This window comes from Salibacterium aidingense DSM 18341 (assembly GCF_000429685.1).
Lineage (GTDB): Bacteria > Bacillota > Bacilli > Bacillales > Marinococcaceae > Salibacterium > Salibacterium aidingense.
Map to the genome: position 1 here is coordinate 312,632 of NZ_KE386940.1, position 21,099 is coordinate 333,730.

The window sequence follows — 21,099 nt, forward strand, 5'->3', positions numbered from 1 at the left end:
AATTATTATTGGTGGTTAATCGGGCCGATACGGAAGGTGAGCTCTGCTTCATGCTCATCTCCAGGGAATAGGTCTTCTGCGAAACATTCGGAAACCTCACAGTTTGTATCATAAGTTCTGGCTGCTTTTTTAAATAGAGCCTGAGAAGCTTCATTGGAAGGTGTGACAGTAGCTTCCAAATATTTCACATCTTTCTCGGCTACCCTTTCTACCAGTTGGTTAATTAAACGGGAAGCCAGCCCTTTGCCCCGCTGGGAAGGATCTACGCCTACCTGCCATACAAAAACAGTGTCCTGCTTTTCAGGCGGGATGAACCCGGTGACAAAGCCAACAAGCTCGCCTTTTTCTTTAGCCACAACACAAGTTTCTGCAAAAAACTCACACATCATGATGTATTTGTAAGACGAATTTAAATCGAGAGTGGAATTTTTTACAAGCTCCCACATATCCGCGCCGTCTTCCACCTGCGGTTTTTCAAATGTTAAAGCATCCATCGTTCCCACATTACTATTTTTCGTCTCCATCTTCTTATCACCTTCGTTTTGATTAATAAGAACTTTAATAACTTATTCCTCCTGTGTGTGAAGCTTAAACTATTCCTTTCCTGTCCATTTTCAAAAAGAGAACCTGACCACGGGTCATGCCAATTGAAATTTTAATTGTAACAGGAAATCATTGTTATCTCCTCTTTCCTTTCTTAATCATAGGAGGTACAGATAAAAAATTCAAATACGGTTGAATAGGATTAATTGTGCTTAATTAGCGTTAATAAGGATTGCATCCGATAACAATAGTCTCGCTTACAGAATGCTGGCGTATAATGAGTTATACACCATATTTGAGGAAGTTCGACAAGGCGGGGGGCTGTGTTGAATGTCTTTCCCACCCGTTGCCCCCGGGGTTTTGAGGAAAATTATTTTTTCTTCAATATTATTCATGTTTGCTCGATTTCTATGCATGAAAACAATAAGTGCCGGAATAGGTGTTTTGATTCTTGTTTTATAGGTAATTAGTATCTTAGATGTTTCAGAAAAATTCGGGGTATTGGCTCACTCGGCCGGCAAATACCGAAGTGTTTCGACACTCCCCTGCCATTTTTTCTATTTATTATTCAAAGGAGGCTCTTTATGGACCGTTCACAGACGAAAGTTTTAATTGAAGAAGTAATCAAGGACCTGAAGCAGAACAATGAATTTCTTGAAATGGATAATCTGGAGGAAAGAAACAAAACACTGGAATCAGCGGGAGAAATTTTGAAAACAACCGATAAGATTATAAAAAGTTATGTCCGTGTTTCCCGGGATGTAGGAAACATAGAGCGGATCCCGGCATACCGTGTTCAGCATAATAACATCAGCGGATTTTACAAAGGGGGAATTCGTTTCAGTGAAGACGTAGATGAATCAGAGGTGGAAAACCTTGCGATTTTAATGACCCTCAAAAACGCATTGCACGGCCTGCCGTTTGGAGGAGCGAAAGGTGGGGTGGAGATTAATCCGCGCGATTATACGGACAGGGAATTAAATTTAATCAGTAAGAAATATGTCCAGCGTTTCGCTTTGAATCTGGGACCGACCCAGGACATTCCGGCTCCAGATCTCGGCACCAATGAACGTATTATTGACTGGATGGTCGGAGAATATAAAACAATTCATCCCGGACAAGCCTATAGCGGATCGTTTACTGGTAAAAGCGTGGAAAACAATGGAGCGAAGGGAAGAAGAGAGGCAACAGGTATTGGAACATTTCTAAGTTATTTTTACTTATTAAATGAATGGTTTCCCGAAAAGAGAAAGGACTCGGAAATAAGAAATGAAGCTCGGAGTAGTCAGTGGGAAACCCTGGAAAAGCTACATACAAAATTTAATGAAGCAGACCCTGTAGATGTAGCTGTTCAAGGTTTTGGTAATGTAGGAGGCGTTGCTGCCCTTGAAGCTTATAATAATGCTGCTGCGAAACATAGAGTGGCTGCGGTCTCTGATCAATTTGTCACTCTTATGAACCCGGAAGGTTTAAATGTGGAAAAACTTCTATACTACACCCGTAAACACAATAGACTTCCAGATACAAGGGAACAGCTGCGAGAATATAAAATCGAGGCCGAGGTGAAAGACCCAAAAGATATTATAAGCATGGATGTGGACGTTATGGTTTTTGCGGCGGTGGAAGATCAGGTTACAAAAGAAAATATGAAAGATATTCAAGCCGATGTATTGGTCGAAGGAGCCAATGCCCCGGTTTCTGTGGAAGCAGATCTGTATCTGCAGGAACAAGGCAAAATTATCATTCCGGACATTCTTGCTAACGCGGGAGGGGTACATGTGTCGTATCTGGAGTGGAAGCAAAGCCGCGTGACAGAAATGTATTCGAAAGAGGAAATCCTGGAGGAAATGGGATCGCAGATGAGATCTACGTTAAAACAGGTATTTGGAGAATATTTTCTTTCGAGTGAACATACCATGAGATTTACCTGCTATTCGATCGCCCTCAGACGATTAACATCTCTTCTTTATAAACACGGAAAGCTGTTTTAAAAGGAAAAAGGAGGGGCTTGGGATAAAAACCTTCCCAAGATAAAAAATTTCCGAATGATTTTGTGAATCGTTCGGAAATTTTTGTGCGTCTTTCTATCGCTTTGTCAAAATACTTCGCTTTCACTCACAGGGCGCAAGGGCGACATCTACTCCCCTCCCTTTGGTCGATATCGCAGTGTCTTCTTTGCCGCGGGCACGGCTCGAAAATTTGGATAATACGGAATAGGCGGCAGCCTGTGGTGGGGATTTTCTGAAAAAACCTACCTTCGTGAAGAGATAATATTCTGCAGCGCTCCTTCCAGTTCAGGATAAGAAAAGTGATATCCCCATTCCAGCGGTTTTTGTGGAAGAACTTTCTGCCCCTCCAGAATTAAAATGCTCATTTCCCCCAATGCTGTTCTCAGCACAGAAGCGGGTACCGGCGCCCAATGAGGCCGGTTCATCGTACGGCCGAGTTTTTTCCCGAAATCCTCCATCCTTTCGGGATGCGGTGCTGTTACATTCATGGGGCCCTCGACTGCATCTGTTTGCATCGCAAAGGTGATCAACTGGATAACATCTTTTAAATGAACCCAGGAATACCATTGGTTCCCTGATCCTATAGGACCTCCGGCAAACAGTTTGTAAGGAAGCATCATTTTGGGAAGAGCCCCCTCTTTATCATCCAATATCAGCCCAAACCTTGCAAAGACGGTACGTACTCCAAGAGCAGCTGCATTAGCTGCTTCTCCTTCCCATTGCCTGCATACGTCCTGAAGAAAATTATAATTGTAGGGACGGCTGTTTTCCGTGAATTCAACATCTCTTGAAGTGCCGTAAAACCCCACAGCTGAGGCGTTCACAAGCACCTTTGGCTTGTCTTCCAGCTCATCGATAATTCGGTTTACTTCTTTTGTGGATTCTATGCGGCTTTTGAGAATTTTTTGTTTCTGCCGGCTGGTCCAGCGGTCGTTTATGGAAGCACCGGCTAGGTTAATGACCGCGTCCAGGGAAGGAAGCTCTTTTTCGGGACGGCTGTCGTCTTGCAGCCATTCCACGAAGGTGATGTTTTCTTTATTCTGTTTGTTTCCACTGTTTCTTGTTAAAATATAGACGTGATGATAGAGGCTGGTTAAATATCCAGTCAAGGCGGAACCAACAAAACCCGTACCGCCTGTTACAGCAATATTCAACAGGACACGCTCCTTTCCTGATATAATGATCACACTATTCTTACTCATACCCCTGGGAAACAAGGACTCAAACGGGATTTATATAACGGGTAAAGCGAGGAAAGAAATATGAAAATTGCAAAGCTCACGACGCAGAAAAAAAGACAGGACCGCTTCAATATATATGCTGAAAAGGAAGGGAAGGAAGAATATGCTTTCAGCGTAGATGAGCACGTGCTCGTGGAATGGCAGCTGCGTAAGGGTATGACCTTATCCGAACAAGAAGTGGAAGAGATTCAAGCGGCAGACCAACGAAGAAAGGTCTGGAATGATTCTCTTCATTATTTAACCCATTCCATGCGGACGGAATATCAGGTCAGGCAGTATCTGAAGAAACGCGGTTACGAACCGCAGGTGGTTGAAACAACCATTAGCCGGCTGAAGGAATACCGTTTTCTTCAGGATGAGGAATACGCCGGGGCTTTCGTCCGGACGAAAATAAACACATCCGATAAGGGTCCGGCCGTAATCAGGGAAGATCTTCATCAAAAAGGAGTCGCTGCTGACTTGGCAGAACAGGCTCTGGAGCAGTATACGCCGGAGCTGCAGCTGGAAACAGCCAGGTTCTTTTTATTGAAAAAAGGCAGCCCCAAAAATAATGAATCGGCCACGGCCATGCAAAACCGACTTCTAAACGCATTAAGAAGGAAAGGTTTTTCTGCAGAGATTGCTAAACAAGCGTGGGAAATGGAGCAAATAGAAAGGACCGAAGAAGAAGAAATGGATGCTGTTTTTAAGCAGGGGGAGAAAGCACTCCGGAAATGGAAAACAAAATACGAAGGATATACCCTGCGTATGAAAATTAAAGAAACCTTATACAGAAAAGGGTTTCCGCTCTCCTGCATTGACCGCTATTTAGAGCAGGGGCTGGAAGAGTCGGAGGAGGAAAATAATGAAGAAAAAATATAGTCAAATGACTGAGCAAGAGCTGTGGGAAGAGTTAGCAGACGTGAACGAAAAATCCAAAAAAGCGGAGCAGCTCGGCAATCCCAGCGAGTTTGCCGTCTATGAACAAAAAAGAATTATGGCAGAAGCTTATCTGCTGAATCCGGATGATTTTATGTCTGGACAGCGGTATTCGCTGAAACAGGAAGCTGGAACGTTTTTTGTGAAGTATTATAACGGTGTATTTGCCTGGGGATACAGAGAGCAGTCGGACAAGCTGGAAGCTCTGCCAATCTCCCTGCTCGGAAGTATTACACAATCGTCGATATAGAAAGGAAGAAATAAGAGATGGAAGTTATCTTTCAAAGGCTTGCGGACCAGCTGCTGAAACGGAACACAGACCTTACTCCGGCACAAGCCCGGAGCTGGGTGGAATACCTCTGGGAAGATTTTGAAGCAGCACGGGCAAAAGCAGGAAGAGAGTACAAAGGTGCAGAAGTCACAGAAGCGGTGGTAAAGAAGTGGCTGGAGCAGTATGGACCGCATTTGCACCGCTATCAACCAACAAATAAAAAGTTTGAACACTTGGACACAGATCAGCAGAAGAACTAATAAAGGAAAAGCTGACAGTCACAGCTTTTCCCCCTGTTTCAACTTTTTCTCCAGTGTTTCATCACTGTATATCCATCCTGTATAGGAAGTATAAATGGTGAAATCAGGATCCATTCTCACCACAGCCACAAATGGATAATAGCCTTTACTGCGGTATCTGAGATCAATAAACTTTACTTCCCAGCCGTTTTCTATTTCCGTAACAACCCATCTGTAGGTTGGGGAAAATGATAAGAAGGCTGCAAGATTTTTATCCTGCCTTGCCTTATTAATAATCTCATGATCGGGAATGGGTTCAAACGGGTAACTTTCCAGATAACGAAGTCTCCCGTTTCGCACTTCTGTAACATGCATCCGTTCCGGAGTTCGAATGACCAGATGCCATTTATTCCAGTTAAATGTTGGTGAAATAAAAAGATGAGTGGCTCCGGGATGAAATTGTTCTGCCTGCTGCAAAACTTTATTTCTTGCCAGACAGCGCCACATATAATAAACCGCCAGCACGGCGTATAGAAGCAAAAATGTTACTCCGGGCGGGGAACCATACCGCCACAATATAAAGGCGATTATATGGGAAAAAAAGATCAGCGGGTCAAAAATATTGATCACCCCCAGAGCCAGCCACCTTTTATTAAAGGGGGACAGAGCCTGGGTCCCATACGCATTAAAAATATCTACAAAAACATGGAGAAGTACGGCAAGAAATGTCCACAGCCATAAATGAAGAAACGAAACTTCCGGAGAGAAGGCATACGCAGTCCCAGCCAGAACGAGTGGCCACAGAAGCACTGCTGGAATTGAATGGGTCGGGCCTCTATGGTAACGGATATATACAGCGTTATTTTTCAGTTTTAATATCGTATCAAAATCAGGTGCCTGTGATCCGATGATGACAGCCACCATAACAGTCTGCATAGAGGCGGAATTGTCGGCAACGATGGGGTCAAGAGTGGCGAGGCCGCCTAAACCGACTCCCATAACGACGTGTGTTGCTGTATCCATTGGCGAGTCCTCCTTCGTACAGCCGCCTGGCTGATATTGCTAGCCGATCTCCCGCTTCTGCAAGGTATGTAAAATAGATGATGTCCGTTAGTTTAGTTATACCCGATTATAAAAGCGGTAAAAAGGGGAACAAAACAGAGATGAATAAAAATATTTACATATTCATGGAGTATAAAATTAAAACAGAAAAAAGGAAGCTGTATCAACAACTAATGAAAGAAACCGCGGCAGCCCTTTCGGATTATCAAGTTGAATCCTTTCAATGGTTTCAGGCTGTAGATCAAAAGGGGCTGTACGTTGAAATGTTTCATGTCCCTGCTCTATCCTACTATCATACCTTAAAAAAGGAACGGCGTTCAAAGGACCATCCTATTTTCGGAAAATTAGAAGAGTGTGTAGAAGGCGGATTGGAAAAAATTAACTGCTGGGCTTTTTATGCTAAGCATGAACAACTGGAAGAATAGTGAGGGAGGGACTTGTATGTATGAAGAAATGGATAATGAACATATCAGAGAATTTCAACGACAGCTGATAGAGTGGTATAACCATAATAAACGGGAACTGCCGTGGAGAAAGAACCAGGATCCGTACCGGGTCTGGGTTTCCGAAATCATGCTCCAGCAGACAAAGGTCGACACGGTCATCCCCTATTATAATCAGTTTATGGAGTGGTTTCCTGATCCCGAAACGCTCGCCTATGCAGAGGAAGAAAAAGTAATGAAAGCCTGGGAGGGCCTGGGCTATTATTCAAGAGTACGAAATCTGCAGACGGCTGTGAAAGAAGTGGTGGAAGAATATGGAGGCGAGGTGCCGAGAGAAAGGGAACATTTTTCTTCTTTAAAAGGCGTCGGGCCTTATACAGCAGGGGCTGTCCTTAGTATTGCCTATGAAAAACCGGAACCCGCTGTGGACGGAAACGTGATGAGAGTATTTTCGAGAATTTTTAACATATCGGATGATATCGGCAAAGCAAAAACCCGCAAACGTTTTGAATCTATCATCGCTTCCTTCTTAGAAGGCATACGGCCCTCCGAATTTAATCAGGCTGTCATGGAATTAGGAGCCCTTGTCTGTACGCCTAAATCACCCGGGTGTTTGTTATGTCCCGTCCAGGAATTTTGCGAAGCACGCAGACAAGGGACAGCAGAAGAGCTTCCCGTAAAAGAAAAAAAGAAGCCTCCAAAGGCTAAAGATATGGCCGCCGTGGTGCTTAAAAATCAGCGCGGGGAAACGTTAATTCATCAGCGGGGAGATACGGGGCTCCTGGCAAGACTGTGGGAATTTCCAAATACAGAGGTCCCGCCAAAAGAGAAGCGGGAGGAAGTGTTGAAACATCACCTGGCGGAAGAATACGGCCTGGACATTGAAATTGGACAGCCGCTGCAGAGCGTGCAACACGTATTTTCTCATCTTATTTGGAATATTACGGTGTATGAAGCGTGGATTCATAACACAGGAAGGGAAGCAGAAAACAGCCGGTGGGTAACGATGAAAGAAGCGGAAGAATATGCTTTCCCGGTGTCTCATCAAAAAATACTAGATGCTCAACAGGAACAGGAGGTTCGGTAATGGACTTAGGATTGAAAGGAAAAAAAGTACTTGTTACAGGAGGCTCCAAAGGAATAGGGAAGGGAATAGCGAAGGCATTTCTGGAAGAGGGCGCAGAAGTTGCAATAACGGCACGATCCAAGGAGGGACTGAACAAAGCCGAACAGGAACTGACTCACGTACACACGATCCAGGCCGATCTTATGAAGGAGCCGGAAAGAGAACGGACATTTCAACAGGTCCAGGAAGTATTAGGGGGCATCGATATTTTAATTAATAATGTCGGCGGGAGCAGCGGAGGAAAAATTGAAGAAACAAGCATGGACTCTTTTGAAGAAGCAATGGCGTTGAATTATTTTTCAGCGGTGCACTTCAGCAAATTAGTTTTGCCGGGGATGAAAGAGAAAGGACATGGAAGCATTGTGAACATTTCTTCAATTTTCGGCCGTGAATCCGGCGGCAAAGCAACATATAATAATGCCAAAGCAGCAATGATTAGTTTCACGAAAGCATTGGCGGATGAAACCATTGCCGACGGGGTACGGGTAAATTCCGTCGCCCCCGGTGCCATCCTCCATCCGACGGGGAATTGGCAGAAACGATTGGAAGAAAACCCGGAAAAAATCAATCAGTTCGTGAAGGACGAGATTCCGGCAGGCCGTTTTGGCACGGTGGAGGAGATCGCAGATGTTGTTGTTTTTCTTGCTTCTAAGCGGGCGGCCTGGGTTTCAGGAGCAAGCTTGAATGTGGACGGCGGCCAATCGAACATGAACATGTAACCATCTCCTAGTGGGGAGGCCGTTTCATATTTCTTTTTTCCTCCTTGTTTACAATACCGGCTTCTTCCATCTGCTGCTTTGTTTTGGGAGTCCCTAAATCGTAGATCATCTGCAGCACAGCGTCCATGCCTTTCTGGAATTCATGACGGTCCGTTTCTTCAATCGATTCATCAAAGTGGCGGAAGGTGAATAGATTGCTGGCCTCCAAATCGTGATCCTGGGTCTCATCCAGCAGGAAATCCAGTTTTTCCAGTTCTTCTTTTGTTGCTTCAATTTCATACTGAATGAGGGTGCTGTCCGGGATTTCAACGGAACTTATATCATCCATGCTGATTGGATTCAAATTGACGTAATACGTTTGTTTTTCCATCCTGTTGAACCTCATTTCCTGACGTTTATTTTTTATTTTGTGTCGTAACGCCAGCATTATGCAGGAGCTGTATCAAAGTGCGTTACATGCTGAGGCATCCGCTGCAGGCGGACGCTTGCCGCGGGCAGCGCCTCAGCTGCATCAATGGAGGAAGATCGGCTAAGTTCGGCACGTCCTGTGCCAACACCGATCTGGCCCGCTTCCTGCGGTCCCAAACATCGTTTGATGGGATCTTAAAGGAGTCTGGGACAAAACTAAATGATTTCTCCCGAAAGACGAATTATTGATAGTAACGCAGTCCATGCAAACGGCTATGTCTCCTAAACGCTGCAGTTCTTTATCATAGCGGAGGCCGGCCACGGAGACTCCTATGGGACGAAGACGAGCTGAAGATCCACTTGGTAAAGCGATTCTTTTTACGAAGTTAGCTGAAGTCGTCCCCATGGAAAGCGCAGTGGCCGCCCGCAGTGATCGTACAGCGGTATACTTCGTTTTAAGAGGGCAGATGCCGCATGAAAAAATCCGAACGATGCCAAATTCTAATGGAAAATGTAAGATAATCGTTCGGATTTTTATCTGACCTCTATGATTTTGTCCCAGCCTCCTTCATTTCTTATAAAGCCCATATTGCTTGAAAAAATCCTGTGTTTCCGGAGAACCAAGCTCATATATTTTTTGATACAGCTTTTTCATTTCCGTTTTCATCTCATTTTTAGCTTCTTCTGCTTTCGTTTCGTCGTGCACCCTTTCCAGAATCCCGGCTCCGCTGATATCTTCATTCTGAACTTCGTTAATTAATTTTTCCAATTCATGTCTTTCATTCGGCGTGGCCTGAATTTCATATTGAATCGTATTTTCACTTGTTTTAACGTCGGAGATTCCTATCATCGGCTGTTCCAGTTCTACATAATATGTTCTGCGTTCCAAGGTATCTCTCCTTTGTAGAAGGTTTTAGGAACGCTATACCCTTATTATGCGTGATTTACACTAATGGCGGGTAGAAGATCTCGCTTCAATTTCTTTTAGGATTTCTTTATAAATCACGCCTCCTTCGGCAGTTAAATAAGGGAGAAGCTGTTGAAAACTTTCATGAAAACGGGTAAGTTCCTCATTGCTCCAATCCGACTTGGACATCATGCTTAACTCGGAAAAATCACGGTACATGTCATCACCTTTTTCCTTATTTTTTTGTGGGACAACCTATTCTTATACGTTATAATAATGTGGCATTGGAAAGGAGGAGACGATGGAAAATAAAACAGCATTAGTGACCGGCAGCAGCCGTGGGATCGGAAGAGAAATTGCTTTAAAATTAGCCAAAAAAGGATACAATATTGTTATTAACTACGCACGAAGCAAAAGTGCGGCACAGGAAACTGCCGAAGAAATCGAATCGTTTGGAGTAAAAACGCTCGTCGTAAAAGCCAATGTAGGCAAACCGGAAAAAATAACAGAATTATTTACAGCAGTAGAGGACACATTCGGCCGGCTGGATGTGTTTGTCAATAATGCAGCTTCGGGTGTGCTGCGTCCCGCCCTGGAATTGGAAGAAAGCCATTGGGACTGGACGATGAACATCAACAGCAAGGCCCTGTTGTTTTGTGCACAAGAGGCGGCGGGGTTAATGGAAAAAAACGGGGGTGGAAACATAGTCAGCCTAAGTTCGCTTGGAGCCCGGCGCTATTTAAAAAATTACACAGCGGTCGGCGTTTCAAAAGCGGCTGTGGAGGCTTTAACGAGGTATTTGGCCGTCGAACTTGCCGAGAAAGGTATTATCGTTAATGCGGTATCTGGTGGAGCCGTAGATACGGAGGCGCTCACCCACTTTCCAAACCGGGAAGAACTGCTGCGGGAGGCAAAAGAACGTACACCGGCAGGAAGAATGGTTGAAATGGAAGATCTCGCGAACGGTGTTATGTTTCTGCTTTCAGAGGAAGCTTCTATGATCCGCGGCCAGACCCTCACGATTGACGGAGGGATTTCCCTGCTTACTTAAAAATTTCTTCACCTCTCTACGGATAAATTCTTCTGCTCCCGGGCAGATTAATCGATGTGGAGGTGATAAGCATGGATAAACAACAACAAAACGCTTCACAAACTAATGCGAAAAAGGTTCGTAAGCAAAATGCAGCTTCTGCTCAAAACCAGAGCCAGCAGACTGAATTTGCAAGCGAAACGGACGCTCAAGAAGTAAGAAAACAAAACCAACAGTCTCAACAGAAAAAAGGCCAAAATCAACAACAGCAGTAATTATTCTTGACGAAAAAGAGCTCTTTGGAAGGGATATCTTCCAGAGAGCTCTTTTATTTGGAAAAAGATTATTGCGGAATCATGGGAAATACGTATTGAACCAAAAACCATAAAAATCCAAAAAATATCAGGACATAAGCGAAGTATTTAATAAAGGTCGCAGCCACGTTGGACTTATCTTCTTTTTTCTCAATATGGCGTTCTTCGTATTCATGATCAGGTGTTTTTCTTGGCATAACCATCTCCTCCTTTTTTCTGTTATACTAAAACTTTCCCTCGTTAAATAACCAATAAACCTCCTATCTATTTTTGAGGTGAGGCAGTCTGGTTTTCTTCATACATATCAGCATGTATAATAAATGCGCAGAGTTCTATCGGAAAATGCAGGAAGGAGTCAGGCATGGATTTCCCGGAAACAGGCAGAACGATTGAAATTCAAAGTTATAAACATAACGGCACCCTACATCGAATCTGGGAAGAAACCCTCATCCTCCAAGGAACCTCCAAAGAAATTATAGGTGCCAATGATCGGATTTTGGTTCACGAAGCAGATGGCCGGACATGGAGAACAAGAGAGCCGGCAATATGTTACTTTCATAAAGATAAGTGGTTCAACATGATAGGGATGATACGTACAGATGGCATATATTTTTATTGTAATATAGGCACTCCATTTGTTTGGGATGAAGAAGCACTTAAGTACATTGATTATGATCTTGATATTAAAGTCGCTCCTGATATGAGCTATCACATTTTAGATAAGGACGAATTTGAACTTCATAAGGAAACAATGGGATATCCTCCAGAGCTTGAGGAAAAAGTTACAGTCGGGCTGGAAGAGCTGCAAAATTGGATTTATCAGCGGAGAGGGCCTTTTCAGCCGCAGTTTGTGGAGAAATGGTATGAACGTTTTTTGTTTTTCCGTTAGATAGAGGTGAACCATGGGTAGTATTAGAAGGTATTTACAGTTTGTAAAACCATATAAAAAGATTATTTTTGTTACTGTAGTCATTGGCGTACTGAAATTTGGCATTCCGCTGCTCACTCCTCTTATTCTTCAGCATGTTATAGATGAAATCATCCTGGCCGACGGTATTGCTGTGGGGGATAAAGTGAACAGTCTGTTTTGGATTATGGGAGGGGCTATTCTGCTGTTTCTGATTGTACGTCCCCCGGTGGAATATTACAGGCAGTATTTTGCCCAGTGGACGGGGAGTAAAGTTTTGTACGATATTCGGGATCAGCTGTTCACTCATATTCAAAAGCTGAGCCTCAGCTTTTATTCCAACAGAAAAGCAGGAGAGATTATTTCCCGGGTAATTAATGATGTGGAGCAGACAAAGAATTTTGTTATTACAGGATTGATGAATATTTGGCTCGATATGGCCACTATTCTCATTGCGGTAGTCATCATGCTCACGATGAATGGATGGCTGACCCTTGTGGCGTTAGCACTATTTCCTCTTTATATTATATCGATCAAGTATTTTTATACCCGGCTCCGCGATTTAACAGCCCGCCGTTCTGCGGCCCTGGCGGATGTTCAGGGGCATCTTCATGAACGGGTGCAGGGTATGAATGTCATCCGCAGTTTTGCCCTGGAGGATTATGAGCAGGAACAGTTTGATAAGAGAAACAGTACTTTTCTGGAACGAGCGGTGGATCACACGAAATGGAACGCGAAAACATTTGCAGTAGTGAACACGATTACAGATATCGCGCCTTTAATTGTTATACTGGCAGCCGGCTATTTTGTGCTGCGCTCCGGTCTTGCTGTAGGGGAAATGGTGGCGTTTGTTTCCTATATGGAAAGACTTTATGCTCCACTGCGCCGATTGATTAACTCTTCCACCACACTGACGCAGTCTATTGCATCGATGGACCGTGTGTTTGAATTTGTGGATGAGAAATATGATATTCAGAACAAAGAAAATGCGGTTCCGTTGAATCATGCCCGGGGGGATGTGGAATTTGAAAACGTTTCGTTTCAGTACGAAGAAGAGAGTGATGAAGTACTTCATGATATGAACCTGAAAGTGAAAGCCGGGGAAACCATAGCTCTTGTCGGGATGAGCGGAGGAGGGAAAAGTACTCTTGTCAGCTTGATTCCGCGTTTCTATGATGTGACGGCCGGCAGTATAAAACTGGACGGCAAAGATATCCGCGAGTACGAAGTAAGGACACTCCGGGACAAGATAGGAATGGTACTGCAGGATAATATATTATTCAGTGACTCCGTAAAAATGAATATCCGCATGGGAAACCCTTCTGCCGCTGATGAAGAAGTGGAGGCAGCCGCCAAAGCTGCAAACGCAGACAGTTTCATTAATGAGTTGAGCCAGGGTTATGATACCCCGGTTGGAGAAAGGGGAGTGAAACTGTCCGGTGGTCAGAAGCAACGGATAGCGATCGCCCGCGTTTTCTTGAAAGATCCCCCGATGCTCATATTTGATGAAGCAACCTCGGCCCTGGATTTAGAAAGTGAGCACCTTATTCAAGAGGCTATGGAGAATCTTGCTCAAGACAGAACAACCTTCATTGTGGCACACCGGCTTTCTACGATCACCCATGCCGACAGAATTGTTGTCGTGGAAAACGGACGAATCGAGGAAGAAGGCTCTCATGAGGAATTAATGAACAAAAACGGTTCCTATAAAAAGCTGTATAATGTCCAGCATATATAAAGAAAGTTCACCGCACAGGGGGCGGCGGAACGTTTTGGGGGCACCTGGCGTTTTCTCATGTTACGAAAAGCATGGGACATTTATTCCGTTATTCCCCCTCATATTCTTAGTTTGAAGGGGGAAAAAAGCCGCCACAGACCGTTTATTTTATGATTTAGCGGAATAAATGTCCACAAAGGGCTGCGCGTCTCTCATCCGAAAATCATGCCCCTGCAGCGGATGGGGCCTAAAGCCGGGTCAATTTAAATGTCGTTTTCGTCTATTTGGACGGTGTTGTCTTCCTGGTGATAACTGAAAAAGCTTTCTAAAAGACGATCGAGGTGTTCAAGTTGTTCATTGTATTCTATAATATGCGCGACAACGGGCAGCACGTGGTACCATTCATCTCTATTCATTTCCTGATTTTCATATAAATTCATAAATAAATCCGTTAGGGCGAATTTCCCTTCTGCGACTTCTTCTTCCATATCTTTTGTCAGCTGCGTGTTTACTTTGCCGACATAACGGAGCAGTATTCTGTCATGATAATCCATCAAGTGGTCCAGCTGTGCTTTAATATGCTTCTGCATCGGCTCGGGTATATGACTTAGTTCATTTTCATATTTGTCGAACGTCTTCAGGATAGAGAATATTTTTTTTAATGCAACAATCAGCTGCTTAAATAAGACTAGTTTTCGTGCTTTTCCCAGCTTGTTTTTTAGAAAATAACTTCTTTCTTCTTTAAAAAGCAGGTAGAGATTATCGAGTTTTATGAGGGACTCATTGATGCGCGGAATGTCTTTTTTTAACGACGGCTGGTTCGTCTCGTGTCTTGTGATCAAACGGGTCCAGCGGATCACTTCCTCGGTAAGATCCGATATTTTATAATAAAGTTTTGTTTCATGCTTGGGCGGTAGGAAAAGCAGGTTAACAACAAAAGCTGATAAAACGCCAAGCATAACAAGAGAAAAACGTTCTGCCGCGAATAACAGAAAGCTGTCCGCAGGGTTCCCCATAATAATAATAATCGTCACCAGTGCCAGCGAGATAGCGGAGGATTCCAGTTTTAATTTAAGAATGATGCTGATAGCGAGCATGACAGCTGCCCCGATGAGAACAGGGGAATATCCAAAAGTCAGTGCGAACACAACGGCGATGACCGCACCTATGACGTTCGCCTGAATTTGCTCTACAATCGTCTGGTAGGATCGGTAAATAGAAGGCTGAATAGCAAAAGTCGCGGATATTGCCGCAAAAAATGAAGGATCCAGGCCGGCCCAGGAGGCGGCATAGATCGCGATAATAATGGCAAGACCGGTTTTGAATATTCTGGCCCCAAGTTTCATGAAATATGGATTTCCTTTCTTTTTCCTTCTTTTCTTCTGAAGGAATTATTGCGGAGGTAGTTCTTCGTCTTTTTTCGTCTGTTCAAAGACGGTTTTTACTGCGGACGCAGACTGCCTGTCGATAAAATAGGCAATTGCAGCTTTGCACAAAGACCAGGTTGCAATGGAAGCAACTGTCCCAGATACGACATGTCCTGCTCCGGGAAAAACGATCTTGCTCAGAGAGCGGGCCGCCTGCCTAAAGGCGTAGGCAGCGCCTACATTGATACCAAGGGCTCCAATAAATTCCATAATACTTTTGCGGTTTAAGTCGCGTCCGGAAACGTAAGCAATGCTTGTAATCATTGAAATCTGGACTCCTGTAATGACAGGCATATCAGCAATCGGTACAGGCTGTGCTCCCAATCCGCCATTGATCAGGGAAGCGCTTTTGCCTATTGATTTTGCTATGCTCCTCTGGATTTCTCTGGCTTGTGTAATTTTTGCCCATTGCAGCCAGGTACTTCCCGGGAGATGATTTAAAAGGTAGTGGAGTGTTTCGTCCATATTCCAGCGGCGGTCGTAGATGACTTTCTCCTCTTTAAATGCCATGTAAGCGCAGACGGGAAGGACGTGAATCACTCCATCTATTTCATCTTTTAATGTTTCTTCCAAATGGGAGGAAGCGTGATCAATGTTCCTCCTTTTTTCTTTTTCAAAAGGAGGCTCCGTATCATAAACAGGGTCTAATTCATCAACCTGAGTGACAATCCCGATCACCGGCGGTACGTAATGATGGGTATGTTTTACAAAGGTGCGCAGTTCCTTCAGCTGCTGGATATCTTCTGTAATGCGGGCGTCGACTTCTTTTGCTTTCACAAGAAATAGAAACACATCCGGACACTGGTCCTGAAGCGACTGTTTCACCTCGGTCAGCGAATCAGGAGTATTTGTGGTTTCAACCGGAGTTGAACCTTCCCCCAGTCCCCTTGTATCTAAAATATCCATAGAAGCGTTCTTTCTATCGTAGGTGTAAAAGGTATGCCACTGCCCTCTCCCGGTTTGGGATGTAACGGCCCCAACCTCGGCTGCCGGCGCCTGAAAAATAGCGTTGATAAAAGTGGATTTGCCTGAACCACGGCGGCCCACGATGGCAAAACGGGGAGAGCGGTACTCCAAAAAGATATCTTCGAGTCTGTTAATTTCTCCCTCAATTTGTTTCTTTACGGGCCCAGGGAGTTTCGGAAGTAATTTTTTTCTCATCAACCGGATCGGTTCTTGGAACCATGTTTTAGCTTCCTCGTTGTTCATGACACGGCCTCCTTTGTCTTCCTCTTTTATTCCCATTTGAAAGCTGTTGTAATCGTACTCTACTGATTTTCCTCCATCCTGCGGAAGGCATGTTCTGCAGCGTCAATCGTTTTCTCAATATCTTCAGAGGAGTGGGCCGTTGTTAAAAACCAGGCTTCGTATTTAGAAGGAGCAAGGTTAATCCCCTGTTGAAGCATATAATGAAAAAACTGTTGAAAAAGATTACCATCACTATAATCGGCTCCGTCGTAATTCGTGACTTCTTCATTGGTGAAATAAAGTGTAAGAGCCCCACAGCGGCGGTTGATTCTTCCGGGAAGGCTGTGGCGGTGAATGATATCCTTCAACCCTTCTTCCAGCCTTGCTCCTAAATCGTCAAGGTATTCGTACGTGCCTTCCTGCTTGAGAACTTCAAGACAGGCAATGCCTGCGCTAATCGAAGCCGGATTGCCGGACATGGTGCCAGCCTGATAAGCGGGCCCGAGTGGAGCGACATTTTCCATGATATCCACTTTCCCGCCATAGGCACCGATTGGCAGGCCGCCCCCGATAATTTTCCCCATTGCCGTCATGTCTGGTTTTACCCCGAGAAGATCCTGGGCTCCGCCATAGGTGAACCGAAATGCGGTAATGACTTCATCATAGATGACCAATGCTCCAACGCGGTGGGCTGCTTCATTGATATGCTCGAGAAAACCTTCAGCCGGCTCTACAATCCCGAAGTTCCCAACGATCGGTTCCACTAAAACGGCAGCTATTTCGTCCCACCATTTATTCAGGACCTCCTGCAGAGCGTGGGTATCATTAAATGGAACGGTAATGACCTCTTCAGCAATATTTGCTGTGACTCCTGCAGAGTCCGGTGAACCCAGAGTCGCCGGACCCGACCCGGCCGCGACAAGAACAAGATCAGAATGACCGTGATAGCAGCCTGCGAATTTTACAATTTTAGAACGTCCCGTATAGGCTCTTGCTACACGGATCGTCGTCATAACTGCCTCTGTGCCGGAATTGACAAACCGAATCTTTTCTAAAGAGGGAATGGCTTCTTTCAGCATTTTTGCAAATTGATTTTCAAGAACAGTGGGAGTGCCGAATAACGTTCCATTTTCGGCTGCTTTTGTAATAGCCTTGGTTATGTGTGGATGAGCATGTCCGGTAATAATGGGACCATAGGCTCCCAAATAATCGATGTATTGATTGCCGTCTACATCATAAAAATAAGCGCCTTCTCCTTTTTCCATGAAAATCGGGGTGCCTCCGCCCACCCCTTTAAAGGAGCGGGAGGGACTGTTAACCCCGCCGACTATATGTTCACATGCTTCTTCGTATAATTGTTCTGACTGTTTTGTCTGCATCCTTCAGCCTCCTAAATGTGAAAAATTCCATAACATATTGTACCATGAAGAGTAGAAGTGCAAGAATATCGTTCCTATGATTAAAAAATTCAGAAAGGATGAAGGATGAATGGGAGATATGACAGGAAAGAAAGCGCCCGATTTCACGCTGCCTGCAAGTAATGGAGAAAAAATCAGTTTATCGGATTTTAATGAGAAAAACATCGTCCTTTATTTTTATCCAAAAGACATGACCCCCGGCTGCACAACAGAAGCCTGTGACTTTCGTGACCAAACGGAAGAATTTAAAAAGGAAGACACTGTAATACTTGGGGTAAGTCCTGATCCGGTGGAGTCTCATCAGAAATTTTCAGAAAAACATGGACTTCCTTTCCTTCTTCTTGCCGATGAAGATAAGGAAGCCGCCGAAGCATACGGGGTATGGGAGCTGAAGAAAAATTTTGGAAAAGAATACATGGGTATCGTCCGCTCTACCTTTATCATCGATAAAAAAGGAACCATTGTAAAGGAATGGAAAAATGTAAAAGTGAAAAATCATGTCGAGGAAACATTACAGTACATTAAAGAAAATCTTTGAGGTCCACCATCCATATAGGCGTACTGCAGAATTCTTCTGTTACAAGATGTTGTGTCGTGGTATAATAAAGTATCAGAGTTGCCGGAGGGTTTTCATATGAAGCTGATGATTTGTATAGTTAATAATTTTTACACAGCTGAAATTGAAAAAAGAATGAAAAATAAAGGTTACCGCATGACAGAACTCTCAAGCAGCGGCGGCTTTATAAAAAAGGGCAGCACGACTTTTCTGTTTGGGGTCCAGGAAGAAAATGTGGAGCAGCTGAAGACAGACTTAAAAAGTATCTGTACGGCATATGAATCAAAAAAAGGAAAACAATCTGAAGCTCCCCGGCGGTTTACGTTCTTCATATTGTCAGCCGAGAATGCTCCATTTTTAAGGGATGCGGCCGGTGGATCCTAAAAAGACGCCTTCATTGACATCATTTCATCTCTTCCTATAAAATTGTTTATAAGAATTATTATGTAAGAATTGGTGTATGGAGAAAGAGAGGTGCATGACGATGGCGAACGAACAGCTTCAGGAAGCAGTAAATGCGCTGAAAAATACAAAGGTTCGCATGACTCCGCAACGTCATGCCATTTTGGAATATTTGTATGAAACGATGAATCATCCAACTGCTGATGATATCTATAAGGCACTTGAGAGCAAATTCCCAAACATGAGCGTTGCTACGGTTTATAATAATCTTCGTGTGTTTAAAAACGTTGGTATAGTAAAAGAACTGACATATGGAGATTCCTCCAGCCGTTTTGACTGCGTGACCACTGATCATTACCATGTTATATGTTCCGACTGCGGAAAAATGGTGGATTTCCATTATCCAGGGCTGGATGAAGTCGAGACACTGGCTGAACATGTGACAGGATTCCAGGTCCACGATCATCGGATGGAGATATATGGTGTCTGTGAAGATTGTAAAAATATCTCTCACTAATATCCAAAAAAGGCTCTTATGAGGGTGCCTCCTTCATAAGAGCCTTTTTTATTAAAAGCCATTGATGTCAATCGTTTAGGATTTTTGCTGTGTGGATTTCCGGTTGTAGGAGGGATCGAATTCCCTGCCCTCCAGCTCAGGGTCCAACGTAAGTGGTTCATCACAGTACATGCAGGCATCCACTCTTCCCAGAACTTTTGTGACCTTCCCGCAGTTTGGACATTCCACTTTTACTGTATTTGTAGAAATCATACCTATCCAAAAATAAACCCCGCTGCTGGACAGGACAAAAAGAAATCCCAAAATCATCGTTATCGTCATAAGAATGGGGGAGGAATCAAAAAATAATCCAATATACATAACAAAAATCCCTATAAAAACAAGGGACAGTGCAAATGTTCTGATCCGGTTAATTTTGTTTATTCCTTTTGAAGCCATAGAAAACCTCCTATGAGCAAATTATATCACAAAACGTCTGTACGACCTATATCAATAAGAAAGGAAGTCCGAAAAATTTTCGTTGAAAAAGGGTTTCAGCTTGAAACGTCGAATCCTTACTTAATTGATAAAGCCAAGAACATAGATAACTGGACATAAACTAAGCAGGGGAGAAGGGATGTTTACCAATGGAAAAGGTATTGCGTCAGATTTGCCGCGAGTATGCAGAAGATGCCGATACGCAAGGGATCGTACTGGTGGAAAAAGCGGCTGGGAAAGAATCTTTAACTGATTTTTTTGACGCTGTGCTTTTAGTCATCTCCGCCGGAAAATCCAATTCAGTTACCCATCATTTTAACGGGGAGACGGTTGACATTTCTTTACACGTAGTAGCAGAAGAAGATCTTTTTGAATGGATAATAACAGGGAAAAATAGAAAAATAATGGAGTGGCTGTTAATTGGACAACTTCTTTATAATCGAAATAATACGGTTCCTTTTATGAAAAAAAGGTTGAAGCGATTCCCTGGAAGTGAACGTCGTAAAAGATCAGCTGTTGAATTCGCCGGACTTGTCCGGAGCTTTGAAGATGGAAAGACACAATATCACCTCCGTCATTTTTTAGATGCTTTTCATGATATGTTTGATGCACTGGATCATTTGGCGCGGCTTTCTGTGATAGAAAAAGGAATGTATCCGGAAGTAACAATATGGGAGCAGGTAAAAGAGATCGATCCGGAAACATACAAATTATATCAGGAGCTTGTGGCAGGAGAAGATAATGTGGAGAAGCGCCTTGAATTATTAATAATAGCAGTCGAGTTTTCCATTCGTTCTAAAAGTGAAACCGGAAAGGCCCATTTAGAAACTGTCTTAAAGGTTTCGGGCAGACAGTGGTCTTACGATGAATTATGCTGTCATCCGGAATTGGAGGAATATGCAGTTGATTTGGAAATTCTTCTTCAATATTTGGTGAAACACGGTTATATAAATAAAGAAAAAAAACATTCCAAACTAAGGGATATTTTTTATTATAAGTATGGATAAAAAATTAAAATTGGTGTTGACTCATAAATAGGTGGGTGATATATTAATTACTGTCGCTGTTCAGACAGCAGATTTTCACTTCCTTTCAAAAAAAAGTATTGACTTTGGTTGAAGGAAATGATAAATTATAAAAGTCGCTAATTAAGGCGAAAGCACATTTATTTGCCCTTTGAAAATTGAATGAAAGTCAAGCGTCTGTCAATTCAAAGACGATTCAACGGTGTTGAATCGCATGATTTATGTTTTGCTAGTT

At 43.6% G+C, this 21,099-nt stretch carries 28 protein-coding genes; 17 read left to right on the forward strand and 11 right to left on the reverse strand.

Features of this window, described 5'->3' with window-relative positions; genetic code table 11:
* Positions 1-5: 5 nt before the first annotated feature.
* On the reverse strand, positions 6-524 hold the full coding sequence (gene ectA / locus G475_RS0123670) for a diaminobutyrate acetyltransferase (RefSeq protein WP_035712584.1): 519 nt from the start codon (positions 522-524) through the stop codon (positions 6-8).
* A gap of 603 nt (positions 525-1,127) precedes the next feature.
* Here ectA and G475_RS0123675 point away from each other — a divergent pair.
* Entirely contained in the window at positions 1,128-2,534 is a 1,407-nt protein-coding gene (locus G475_RS0123675; protein ID WP_026703376.1) for a Glu/Leu/Phe/Val family dehydrogenase, read from the forward strand.
* A gap of 260 nt (positions 2,535-2,794) precedes the next feature.
* Here the strand turns inward: G475_RS0123675 and G475_RS0123680 are convergent, their stop codons facing one another.
* Complete coding sequence (locus G475_RS0123680) at positions 2,795-3,706, reverse strand: TIGR01777 family oxidoreductase (RefSeq protein ID WP_026703377.1); 912 nt, start codon at positions 3,704-3,706, stop codon at positions 2,795-2,797.
* Positions 3,707-3,814: 108 nt separating this feature from the next.
* Between G475_RS0123680 and recX the strand changes: the two genes are divergently transcribed.
* The 3 genes from recX to G475_RS0123695 are packed head-to-tail and all read left to right on the forward strand — an operon-like array spanning position 3,815 to position 5,242.
* The gene (gene recX, locus G475_RS26185) at positions 3,815-4,654 is read left to right on the forward strand and encodes a recombination regulator RecX (RefSeq protein WP_035712587.1); all 840 of its coding nucleotides are present in this window, start codon (positions 3,815-3,817) and stop codon (positions 4,652-4,654) included.
* Positions 4,638-4,961, forward strand: a complete 324-nt coding sequence (locus G475_RS0123690; RefSeq protein WP_026703378.1) for a YfhH family protein — start codon at positions 4,638-4,640, stop codon at positions 4,959-4,961. The genes recX and G475_RS0123690 overlap by 17 nt, the downstream gene beginning before the upstream one ends.
* Positions 4,962-4,978: 17 nt before the next feature.
* Complete coding sequence (locus tag G475_RS0123695) at positions 4,979-5,242, forward strand: YfhJ family protein (RefSeq protein ID WP_026703379.1); 264 nt, start codon at positions 4,979-4,981, stop codon at positions 5,240-5,242.
* 18 nt (positions 5,243-5,260) lie between these two features.
* On the opposite strand, the gene G475_RS0123700 is transcribed toward G475_RS0123695, so the two are convergent.
* The gene (locus tag G475_RS0123700) at positions 5,261-6,244 is read right to left on the reverse strand and encodes a metal-dependent hydrolase (protein WP_026703380.1); all 984 of its coding nucleotides are present in this window, start codon (positions 6,242-6,244) and stop codon (positions 5,261-5,263) included.
* A gap of 140 nt (positions 6,245-6,384) precedes the next feature.
* On the opposite strand from G475_RS0123700, the gene G475_RS0123705 reads away from it, so the two are divergent.
* Genes G475_RS0123705 through G475_RS0123715 form a run of 3 tightly spaced genes read left to right on the forward strand, consistent with a single transcriptional unit; the run spans position 6,385 to position 8,571 of the window.
* The gene (locus G475_RS0123705; RefSeq protein WP_026703381.1) at positions 6,385-6,708 is read left to right on the forward strand and encodes a hypothetical protein; all 324 of its coding nucleotides are present in this window, start codon (positions 6,385-6,387) and stop codon (positions 6,706-6,708) included.
* 16 nt (positions 6,709-6,724) lie between these two features.
* The gene (mutY, locus tag G475_RS0123710) at positions 6,725-7,813 is read left to right on the forward strand and encodes an A/G-specific adenine glycosylase (RefSeq protein ID WP_035712590.1); all 1,089 of its coding nucleotides are present in this window, start codon (positions 6,725-6,727) and stop codon (positions 7,811-7,813) included.
* Complete coding sequence (locus tag G475_RS0123715; protein WP_026703383.1) at positions 7,813-8,571, forward strand: SDR family NAD(P)-dependent oxidoreductase; 759 nt, start codon at positions 7,813-7,815, stop codon at positions 8,569-8,571. The genes mutY and G475_RS0123715 overlap by 1 nt, the downstream gene beginning before the upstream one ends.
* A 7-nt stretch (positions 8,572-8,578) precedes the next feature.
* On the opposite strand, the gene G475_RS0123720 is transcribed toward G475_RS0123715, so the two are convergent.
* Positions 8,579-8,941, reverse strand: coding sequence for a hypothetical protein (locus tag G475_RS0123720; RefSeq protein ID WP_026703384.1), 363 nt, complete (start codon positions 8,939-8,941; stop codon positions 8,579-8,581).
* Between the two features lie 77 nt (positions 8,942-9,018).
* Between G475_RS0123720 and G475_RS27495 the strand changes: the two genes are divergently transcribed.
* Entirely contained in the window at positions 9,019-9,228 is a 210-nt protein-coding gene (locus G475_RS27495) for a hypothetical protein (RefSeq protein ID WP_156911882.1), read from the forward strand.
* A gap of 83 nt (positions 9,229-9,311) precedes the next feature.
* The gene (locus G475_RS0123725) at positions 9,312-9,521 is read left to right on the forward strand and encodes a hypothetical protein (RefSeq protein WP_026703385.1); all 210 of its coding nucleotides are present in this window, start codon (positions 9,312-9,314) and stop codon (positions 9,519-9,521) included.
* A gap of 26 nt (positions 9,522-9,547) precedes the next feature.
* Here G475_RS0123725 and G475_RS0123730 read toward each other — a convergent pair whose 3' ends face one another.
* Positions 9,548-9,868, reverse strand: coding sequence for a hypothetical protein (locus G475_RS0123730; RefSeq protein ID WP_026703386.1), 321 nt, complete (start codon positions 9,866-9,868; stop codon positions 9,548-9,550).
* 60 nt (positions 9,869-9,928) lie between these two features.
* Positions 9,929-10,105 (reverse strand): hypothetical protein, encoded by a 177-nt coding sequence (locus tag G475_RS27635; RefSeq protein ID WP_169728549.1) that lies wholly within the window; start codon positions 10,103-10,105, stop codon positions 9,929-9,931.
* 82 nt (positions 10,106-10,187) lie between these two features.
* On the opposite strand from G475_RS27635, the gene fabL reads away from it, so the two are divergent.
* Both fabL and G475_RS0123745 read left to right on the forward strand, forming a co-directional pair.
* Positions 10,188-10,937 (forward strand): enoyl-[acyl-carrier-protein] reductase FabL, encoded by a 750-nt coding sequence (gene fabL, locus G475_RS0123740; protein WP_026703387.1) that lies wholly within the window; start codon positions 10,188-10,190, stop codon positions 10,935-10,937.
* 71 nt (positions 10,938-11,008) lie between these two features.
* Positions 11,009-11,191, forward strand: a complete 183-nt coding sequence (locus tag G475_RS0123745; RefSeq protein WP_026703388.1) for a gamma-type small acid-soluble spore protein — start codon at positions 11,009-11,011, stop codon at positions 11,189-11,191.
* A 68-nt stretch (positions 11,192-11,259) separates the two neighbouring features.
* Here the strand turns inward: G475_RS0123745 and G475_RS27640 are convergent, their stop codons facing one another.
* A complete protein-coding gene (locus tag G475_RS27640; protein ID WP_169728545.1) occupies positions 11,260-11,427 on the reverse strand; it encodes a hypothetical protein in 168 nt (55 codons plus the stop codon).
* A 164-nt stretch (positions 11,428-11,591) separates the two neighbouring features.
* Between G475_RS27640 and ntdP the strand changes: the two genes are divergently transcribed.
* Positions 11,592-12,119, forward strand: a complete 528-nt coding sequence (ntdP, locus tag G475_RS0123755; protein WP_026703389.1) for a nucleoside tri-diphosphate phosphatase — start codon at positions 11,592-11,594, stop codon at positions 12,117-12,119.
* A gap of 13 nt (positions 12,120-12,132) precedes the next feature.
* Positions 12,133-13,875 (forward strand): ABC transporter ATP-binding protein, encoded by a 1,743-nt coding sequence (locus G475_RS0123760; protein WP_026703390.1) that lies wholly within the window; start codon positions 12,133-12,135, stop codon positions 13,873-13,875.
* A gap of 242 nt (positions 13,876-14,117) precedes the next feature.
* Here G475_RS0123760 and G475_RS0123765 read toward each other — a convergent pair whose 3' ends face one another.
* The 3 genes from G475_RS0123765 to G475_RS0123775 are packed head-to-tail and all read right to left on the reverse strand — an operon-like array spanning position 14,118 to position 17,848.
* Entirely contained in the window at positions 14,118-15,200 is a 1,083-nt protein-coding gene (locus G475_RS0123765) for an FUSC family protein (protein WP_026703391.1), read from the reverse strand.
* 45 nt (positions 15,201-15,245) lie between these two features.
* On the reverse strand, positions 15,246-16,490 hold the full coding sequence (locus G475_RS0123770; protein WP_169728550.1) for a GTPase family protein: 1,245 nt from the start codon (positions 16,488-16,490) through the stop codon (positions 15,246-15,248).
* 59 nt (positions 16,491-16,549) lie between these two features.
* Positions 16,550-17,848, reverse strand: a complete 1,299-nt coding sequence (locus G475_RS0123775; RefSeq protein WP_026703393.1) for a glutamate-1-semialdehyde 2,1-aminomutase — start codon at positions 17,846-17,848, stop codon at positions 16,550-16,552.
* A gap of 109 nt (positions 17,849-17,957) precedes the next feature.
* On the opposite strand from G475_RS0123775, the gene bcp reads away from it, so the two are divergent.
* From bcp to perR, 3 genes are all read left to right on the forward strand, one after another.
* Positions 17,958-18,425 (forward strand): thioredoxin-dependent thiol peroxidase, encoded by a 468-nt coding sequence (bcp, locus tag G475_RS0123780; RefSeq protein ID WP_026703394.1) that lies wholly within the window; start codon positions 17,958-17,960, stop codon positions 18,423-18,425.
* Positions 18,426-18,521: 96 nt separating this feature from the next.
* Complete coding sequence (locus G475_RS0123785) at positions 18,522-18,827, forward strand: cyclic-di-AMP receptor (RefSeq protein ID WP_026703395.1); 306 nt, start codon at positions 18,522-18,524, stop codon at positions 18,825-18,827.
* 100 nt (positions 18,828-18,927) lie between these two features.
* The gene (perR, locus tag G475_RS0123790; protein WP_026703396.1) at positions 18,928-19,362 is read left to right on the forward strand and encodes a peroxide-responsive transcriptional repressor PerR; all 435 of its coding nucleotides are present in this window, start codon (positions 18,928-18,930) and stop codon (positions 19,360-19,362) included.
* Positions 19,363-19,437: 75 nt separating this feature from the next.
* On the opposite strand, the gene G475_RS0123795 is transcribed toward perR, so the two are convergent.
* On the reverse strand, positions 19,438-19,800 hold the full coding sequence (locus G475_RS0123795; protein WP_026703397.1) for a YgzB family protein: 363 nt from the start codon (positions 19,798-19,800) through the stop codon (positions 19,438-19,440).
* 188 nt (positions 19,801-19,988) lie between these two features.
* Between G475_RS0123795 and G475_RS0123800 the strand changes: the two genes are divergently transcribed.
* Positions 19,989-20,846 (forward strand): nucleotidyltransferase-like protein, encoded by an 858-nt coding sequence (locus G475_RS0123800; RefSeq protein ID WP_026703398.1) that lies wholly within the window; start codon positions 19,989-19,991, stop codon positions 20,844-20,846.
* The last annotated feature ends 253 nt before the right edge of the window (positions 20,847-21,099 follow it).

Excerpts from the sequence above, each read along its gene's own strand:
- G475_RS0123770 (WP_169728550.1), bottom strand. The coding sequence starts at position 16,490 with ATGAACAACGAGGAAGCTAAAACATGGTTCCAAGAACCGATCCGGTTG.
- G475_RS0123720 (WP_026703384.1), bottom strand. The coding sequence starts at position 8,941 with ATGGAAAAACAAACGTATTACGTCAATTTGAATCCAATCAGCATGGAT.
- G475_RS0123785 (WP_026703395.1), top strand. The coding sequence starts at position 18,522 with ATGAAGCTGATGATTTGTATAGTTAATAATTTTTACACAGCTGAAATT.
- G475_RS0123695 (WP_026703379.1), top strand. The coding sequence starts at position 4,979 with ATGGAAGTTATCTTTCAAAGGCTTGCGGACCAGCTGCTGAAACGGAAC.
- G475_RS0123715 (WP_026703383.1), top strand. The coding sequence starts at position 7,813 with ATGGACTTAGGATTGAAAGGAAAAAAAGTACTTGTTACAGGAGGCTCC.
- mutY (WP_035712590.1), top strand. The coding sequence starts at position 6,725 with ATGTATGAAGAAATGGATAATGAACATATCAGAGAATTTCAACGACAG.
- G475_RS0123775 (WP_026703393.1), bottom strand. The coding sequence starts at position 17,848 with ATGCAGACAAAACAGTCAGAACAATTATACGAAGAAGCATGTGAACAT.
- recX (WP_035712587.1), top strand. The coding sequence starts at position 3,815 with ATGAAAATTGCAAAGCTCACGACGCAGAAAAAAAGACAGGACCGCTTC.
- G475_RS0123725 (WP_026703385.1), top strand. The coding sequence starts at position 9,312 with ATGGGACGAAGACGAGCTGAAGATCCACTTGGTAAAGCGATTCTTTTT.
- G475_RS0123760 (WP_026703390.1), top strand. The coding sequence starts at position 12,133 with ATGGGTAGTATTAGAAGGTATTTACAGTTTGTAAAACCATATAAAAAG.
- G475_RS0123690 (WP_026703378.1), top strand. The coding sequence starts at position 4,638 with ATGAAGAAAAAATATAGTCAAATGACTGAGCAAGAGCTGTGGGAAGAG.
- fabL (WP_026703387.1), top strand. The coding sequence starts at position 10,188 with ATGGAAAATAAAACAGCATTAGTGACCGGCAGCAGCCGTGGGATCGGA.
- G475_RS0123765 (WP_026703391.1), bottom strand. The coding sequence starts at position 15,200 with ATGAAACTTGGGGCCAGAATATTCAAAACCGGTCTTGCCATTATTATC.
- G475_RS0123745 (WP_026703388.1), top strand. The coding sequence starts at position 11,009 with ATGGATAAACAACAACAAAACGCTTCACAAACTAATGCGAAAAAGGTT.
- G475_RS0123795 (WP_026703397.1), bottom strand. The coding sequence starts at position 19,800 with ATGGCTTCAAAAGGAATAAACAAAATTAACCGGATCAGAACATTTGCA.
- G475_RS27635 (WP_169728549.1), bottom strand. The coding sequence starts at position 10,105 with ATGTACCGTGATTTTTCCGAGTTAAGCATGATGTCCAAGTCGGATTGG.
- bcp (WP_026703394.1), top strand. The coding sequence starts at position 17,958 with ATGGGAGATATGACAGGAAAGAAAGCGCCCGATTTCACGCTGCCTGCA.
- G475_RS27640 (WP_169728545.1), bottom strand. The coding sequence starts at position 11,427 with ATGCCAAGAAAAACACCTGATCATGAATACGAAGAACGCCATATTGAG.
- G475_RS0123800 (WP_026703398.1), top strand. The coding sequence starts at position 19,989 with ATGGAAAAGGTATTGCGTCAGATTTGCCGCGAGTATGCAGAAGATGCC.
- G475_RS0123700 (WP_026703380.1), bottom strand. The coding sequence starts at position 6,244 with ATGGATACAGCAACACACGTCGTTATGGGAGTCGGTTTAGGCGGCCTC.
- ectA (WP_035712584.1), bottom strand. The coding sequence starts at position 524 with ATGGAGACGAAAAATAGTAATGTGGGAACGATGGATGCTTTAACATTT.
- G475_RS0123675 (WP_026703376.1), top strand. The coding sequence starts at position 1,128 with ATGGACCGTTCACAGACGAAAGTTTTAATTGAAGAAGTAATCAAGGAC.
- ntdP (WP_026703389.1), top strand. The coding sequence starts at position 11,592 with ATGGATTTCCCGGAAACAGGCAGAACGATTGAAATTCAAAGTTATAAA.
- G475_RS0123705 (WP_026703381.1), top strand. The coding sequence starts at position 6,385 with ATGAATAAAAATATTTACATATTCATGGAGTATAAAATTAAAACAGAA.
- perR (WP_026703396.1), top strand. The coding sequence starts at position 18,928 with ATGGCGAACGAACAGCTTCAGGAAGCAGTAAATGCGCTGAAAAATACA.